We start from the raw sequence: 4,265 nt of genomic DNA, 5'->3' as shown, positions 1-4,265 counted from the left end.
GGTTGGAGTGAGGCACCCAGAGGCTTGCTTTGGCACCGCTATCAGCTGGATGAATCGGGTATTGTCCGAGCTGCCAAGATTGTTCCGCCCACCAGTCAAAATCAGGCGCGGATTGAGGAAGACCTGCATCAATCGCTGCAACTGTTTGGTCTGGATCGCAGTGAAGATGAATTGCGTTTGCACTGCGAAAAAGTCGTGCGTAACTACGATCCTTGTATCTCCTGTGCCACCCACTTTTTGAAGCTGACGACGGTGCGTTCTTGAAGAACGTACGGATCATTGGGCTTGGCTCGCCTCATGGAGACGATACCTTTGGTTGGGTCGTGGTTGACTTGCTGCAACGGCAGACTGTGCCTGAGTCAGTAGAGCTGGTGGTGTTGGACAGGCCGGGTGCGGCACTATTGTCCTATCTGCAGGATGCAGATCACATCTGGGTCATTGATGCGGCAGACATGGGGGAAGTGCCCGGTACATTACATCAATTGGATGCTGTACAGCTGCTGAGGGAGCCTCGTCTGGCCAGTATCACCTCACATGGTATCGGGTTAATTGAAACACTTCAGCTGGCTGACGCATGCCAGATTACATTGCCGCCCATCCATGTATTTCTGGTCCAGCTTGCCCACCTGGAATCAGATCAGCCGCTGTCACCACCCGTACAGCTCAGCGCAGAAACACTGGCGGCCGATATCCGGGATCTGTTCACCTCTGATTAAGACTTAGCGCGGTATAACTGACAAGGTAAGACAGATTCGGCTAAGAGGTGTCCCATGAAAACGTTACTCGTTTTGGGCCTGTCTGCGCTGATCCTAAGCACGGATGTTGAAGCCAGTCTGGGGTATCCCGGACAGGAGGTTCAGCAAGATATTCCCATCCCTGTTCAGGCATCCCCCTGGGGCGCTGATGATCAGGACTCTGCTACCATCGATCCGCTTGCACGCATCTATCTCGATTTTGGTATTCACGCCCCTATCGGGCGACATGGACGGATAGATCTCTACTTTGGCGGTCCGGGCTATGGCTACAGTTATCCTTCTCACTACCGCTACCGTCATCACTACAAGCGTTATAACAGGCATCACTATCGCCCGCATTACCGGCCGCATTTTCGAAATCACTACCGTCCTCACCGGAGTTATCCACACCGCTGGAAACGGCATCACAATCGCGGCTATGATCGTAACAGGTATCATCCGGGGGCACGCGAGCATCGCCAGTGGCGCTGAAATGCTGCAGAGTGATATGTCGGGGCTATAGAACGATACGGGTGATTCAGGCGTTTGGATAAGGGGAATCGTGAGTGTATAAGCTTAGTTTTTTTGTGCCGCAGGAGCAGCTTGAAACGGTGAAACAGGCGCTATTTGATGTGGGTGTGGGTAAGATCGGCAACTACGATAGCTGCTGCTGGCAAACCTTAGGTGAAGGGCAGTTTCGTCCATTGGCGGGCAGTGATCCACATATTGGTGCACTGGATACTGTCGAACGCTTACCTGAGTGGAAGGTGGAGATGGTCTGCAGCGATCAGCTTATCCGCTTGGCCGTTGAGACTTTAAAGCGCGCCCACCCCTATGAAGAGGTGGCATACGATGTGTGGCAACTGGCGGATATCTGAATCAGTCAGCGGCGCTGTTGTGGTGGCAATCAGTGCGGAATTTCTGGGTATCACTGGCATCTAGTGAGATGTGTCTTAGAGGATATAGGCCCGCTTTCCGATCTTCGAAATATAGCTTCAATGCATTACGGATCGTCTGAAAGGCCAGGTCATCCCAAGGGATATCGTCTTCGCTAAATAGTTCCACTTCGAGCGACTCGGAGCTGATAGCGTATTCCGGTTTATCCATGCGGGCCAGATAAAACATCTGTACCTGATTCACATGCAGAATGGAGGTCACCGTGTAGAGGCTTTCGAGTTCAACCTCGGCAAAGGCCTCTTCATAGGTTTCGCGCAGAGCGGCCTGTTCGGTCGATTCGCCATTTTCCATAAACCCGGCGGGCAGCGTCCAGTAACCCAGTCGGGGTTCAATAGCGCGCCGACACAGCAGTACCTTATCTTCGTATACCGGTAAACACCCTGCAATAATACGCGGGTTCTGATAGTGAATGGTGCCGCAGCCGTCACAGATATGACGTGGACGGTTGTCACCTTCCGGAATGGCAATATGTACGCTGTTCCCGCAGTGGCTACAGAAATTCATCATCTATCCTTTAAAGAAGTGCTTTCTATTTTAAGGTGGGCAGAGGCACAGGGACAAGGTTATCATGAACGGAAACCCCTTGTGTCCATTGGATTATGTTACAAAATCTTAGAGACCGATTGACCAGCTATACGCCGCGACGCTTTTCGTCGGATCAGCCGAAAGCCAGTGTATTGATTGCGCTGACGGACCATCCGAGCGAACCGGAAGTCATTCTGACGCAACGTTCAGTACACCTGTCCAGTCATAGTGGAGAGGTTGCTTTTCCCGGTGGCAAACACGACCTGACAGATCCTGATCTGTTATATACCGCCTTAAGAGAAGCGGAAGAGGAGGTCGGTTTAAACCCTGAACAGGTGGATGTTATCGCACCGCTGGGACAAGTGATGTCCAAAAACCGACTGCAGGTGACGCCCTGGGTCGGTATTGTGCCCCATGATGTCAGTTTGAAAGCCAACCCGGATGAGCTGGACGCCATCTTCCGCGTGCCTCTGACTTACCTGATGAGTGACCCGCGTCGACGTACGGACGCTATACGTTTAACCGACGTTACCCATTATGTGCCCGCGTGGGAGTTTGAAGGGTATCTTATATGGGGGTTAACCGCGTATATGTTGGCAGAGCTGCTCAATGTTGGGTTTGATGCACAGATTCCGATGAAACCACGGCCGGAACACCGATAGGAGTGAATGAATGTTATATACGCTGGAAGGGCAGCAGGTCCGACTGATCGGTGAAGAACACTTCATCGCCGAGAATGCCACCGTGATTGGTAACGTGGAGTTACATGATCGCACGAGTGTCTGGTTTAACGTGGTGATCCGGGGCGATAACGATCCGATCATCATCCGTGAAGGCACGAATATCCAGGACGGTGCTGTGTTGCATACTGATCCGGGGTTTACGCTGGAGATCGGTGCCAATGTGACGGTCGGCCATCAGGCGATGTTACACGGTTGCACGATCGGTGATTGCTCGCTGGTAGGGATTGGCGCGGTGGTATTGAACGGTGCGAAAGTGGGGAAAGGTTGTCTGATCGGTGCGAATGCGCTGGTTCCCGAAGGCATGGAGATTCCGGATTACTCGCTGGTCGTGGGTTCGCCTGCAAAAATTAAGCGTTTGCTCAATGATGAGCAACTGAAAGCTCTGGAAGCCAACTCTGAGCATTATGTGGACAATATGCGTCGCTTCCTGAAAGACTTTAAACCGCAGGAAGTTTGATGAGTGATATAAAAAAACCGGTGCGCAGTCCTTGTGTGGGTGTCTGTGCACTGGATGAAAATGACATCTGTATTGCCTGTCACCGCCACGGAATAGAAATTGGTGAATGGGGTGTGATGACCGATGCACAGAAGCGAGAGGTGCTGCAGAAAGTAGCACGCCGTGAGCAGGGGGATATCTGCTGATATCCCGGGTTATATTGCAAAACAGGTATCTGAGGAGATAAATCCGTGAAGGTGATGATTGATCTTTGTGTGATTCCGTTGGGTGTTGGGGTTTCCGTGTCTGAATACGTGGCTGCGTGTCAGCGGGTGTTGAACGATGCAGGACTCGAACATCAGATGCATGCCTACGGAACCAATATCGAAGGCGAATGGGATGAGGTGTTTGCGGCGGTCAAACGTTGCCACGAAGTTGTGCATGAGATGGGCGCGCCAAGAGTATCCACCTCAATGCGGGTGGGCACCCGGACAGATCGTTCGCAAACGATGAATGACAAGATTGAAAGTGTTGAACTCAAGCTTGCGATAGATTGAAGCGCGTGGTGTGTGTTCGGTCTTCGACGAGCAGAGAAAAAAAGGCCCCGCGATCGCGAGGCCTTTTTTATTTAAGCGGTGCTATTCGTCGTCTGGGTCTTTGGTGCCGTTACAACTGACACGAATAGTCTTGATGAGATTGTCGCTGATCTGCAGCGTTTCCAGCTGGTAGCGTCCCAGTCGCATACAGATGTTGGCATCGGGGATCGATTCCAGCGTCTCTGTAACCAGTCCATTGATGGTTTTAGGGCCATCGGTAGGCAGATCCCATTCCAGCGCCTTGTTCACATCGCGAATGTAAGCTGATCCGTCG

The 4,265-nt window shown here is 52.0% G+C and carries 10 protein-coding genes; 8 read left to right on the top strand and 2 right to left on the bottom strand.

Annotated elements, in window-relative coordinates:
• The 4 genes from ABYW01_RS15480 to ABYW01_RS15465 all read left to right on the top strand — a co-directional run.
• Positions 1 to 264 (top strand): nickel-dependent hydrogenase large subunit (locus ABYW01_RS15480; protein ID WP_372834341.1); only part of this gene is annotated, 264 nt, incomplete at its 5' end.
• Positions 261 to 716, top strand: coding sequence for a hydrogenase maturation protease (locus ABYW01_RS15475; RefSeq protein WP_372834338.1), 456 nt, complete (start codon positions 261 to 263; stop codon positions 714 to 716). The genes ABYW01_RS15480 and ABYW01_RS15475, both read left to right, overlap by 4 nt.
• Positions 717 to 770: 54 nt before the next feature.
• The gene (locus ABYW01_RS15470) at positions 771 to 1,226 is read left to right on the top strand and encodes a hypothetical protein (RefSeq protein WP_372834335.1); all 456 of its coding nucleotides are present in this window, start codon (positions 771 to 773) and stop codon (positions 1,224 to 1,226) included.
• Between the two features lie 74 nt (positions 1,227 to 1,300).
• The gene (locus ABYW01_RS15465) at positions 1,301 to 1,612 is read left to right on the top strand and encodes an NGG1p interacting factor NIF3 (RefSeq protein ID WP_372834333.1); all 312 of its coding nucleotides are present in this window, start codon (positions 1,301 to 1,303) and stop codon (positions 1,610 to 1,612) included.
• A gap of 1 nt (position 1,613) precedes the next feature.
• Here ABYW01_RS15465 and ABYW01_RS15460 read toward each other — a convergent pair whose 3' ends face one another.
• Positions 1,614 to 2,195 (bottom strand): NUDIX hydrolase, encoded by a 582-nt coding sequence (locus ABYW01_RS15460; protein WP_372834331.1) that lies wholly within the window; start codon positions 2,193 to 2,195, stop codon positions 1,614 to 1,616.
• 119 nt (positions 2,196 to 2,314) lie between these two features.
• Here ABYW01_RS15460 and ABYW01_RS15455 point away from each other — a divergent pair, with 119 nt between their 5' ends.
• The 4 genes from ABYW01_RS15455 to ABYW01_RS15440 are packed head-to-tail and all read left to right on the top strand — an operon-like array spanning position 2,315 to position 3,952.
• Positions 2,315 to 2,878, top strand: coding sequence for a CoA pyrophosphatase (locus tag ABYW01_RS15455; protein ID WP_372834330.1), 564 nt, complete (start codon positions 2,315 to 2,317; stop codon positions 2,876 to 2,878).
• 10 nt (positions 2,879 to 2,888) lie between these two features.
• Positions 2,889 to 3,416, top strand: coding sequence for a gamma carbonic anhydrase family protein (locus tag ABYW01_RS15450; RefSeq protein ID WP_372834327.1), 528 nt, complete (start codon positions 2,889 to 2,891; stop codon positions 3,414 to 3,416).
• The gene (locus ABYW01_RS15445) at positions 3,416 to 3,601 is read left to right on the top strand and encodes a DUF1289 domain-containing protein (protein ID WP_372834325.1); all 186 of its coding nucleotides are present in this window, start codon (positions 3,416 to 3,418) and stop codon (positions 3,599 to 3,601) included. Before ABYW01_RS15450 ends, ABYW01_RS15445 begins: the two co-directional genes overlap by 1 nt.
• 45 nt (positions 3,602 to 3,646) lie before the next feature.
• Positions 3,647 to 3,952: an MTH1187 family thiamine-binding protein gene (locus ABYW01_RS15440; RefSeq protein ID WP_372834324.1), complete on the top strand. Its 306-nt coding sequence runs from the start codon at positions 3,647 to 3,649 to the stop codon at positions 3,950 to 3,952.
• An 81-nt stretch (positions 3,953 to 4,033) separates the two neighbouring features.
• Here ABYW01_RS15440 and ABYW01_RS15435 read toward each other — a convergent pair.
• Positions 4,034 to 4,265: transporter associated domain-containing protein (locus tag ABYW01_RS15435; protein WP_372834321.1), on the bottom strand; the 232-nt coding region annotated here is incomplete at its 5' end.

The organism is Pontibacterium sp. (assembly GCF_041587635.1).
Classification (GTDB): domain Bacteria; phylum Pseudomonadota; class Gammaproteobacteria; order Pseudomonadales; family Balneatricaceae; genus Pontibacterium.
Note: the sequence above shows the minus strand (reverse complement) of the source record. Positions and strands in the feature narration are given on the sequence as shown.

What these genes read in the sequence shown, in the direction of transcription:
- ABYW01_RS15470 (WP_372834335.1), top strand. Translation starts at nt 771, where the DNA reads ATGAAAACGTTACTCGTTTTGGGCCTGTCTGCGCTGATCCTAAGCACG.
- ABYW01_RS15460 (WP_372834331.1), bottom strand. Translation starts at nt 2,195, where the DNA reads ATGAATTTCTGTAGCCACTGCGGGAACAGCGTACATATTGCCATTCCG.
- ABYW01_RS15450 (WP_372834327.1), top strand. Translation starts at nt 2,889, where the DNA reads ATGTTATATACGCTGGAAGGGCAGCAGGTCCGACTGATCGGTGAAGAA.
- ABYW01_RS15445 (WP_372834325.1), top strand. Translation starts at nt 3,416, where the DNA reads ATGAGTGATATAAAAAAACCGGTGCGCAGTCCTTGTGTGGGTGTCTGT.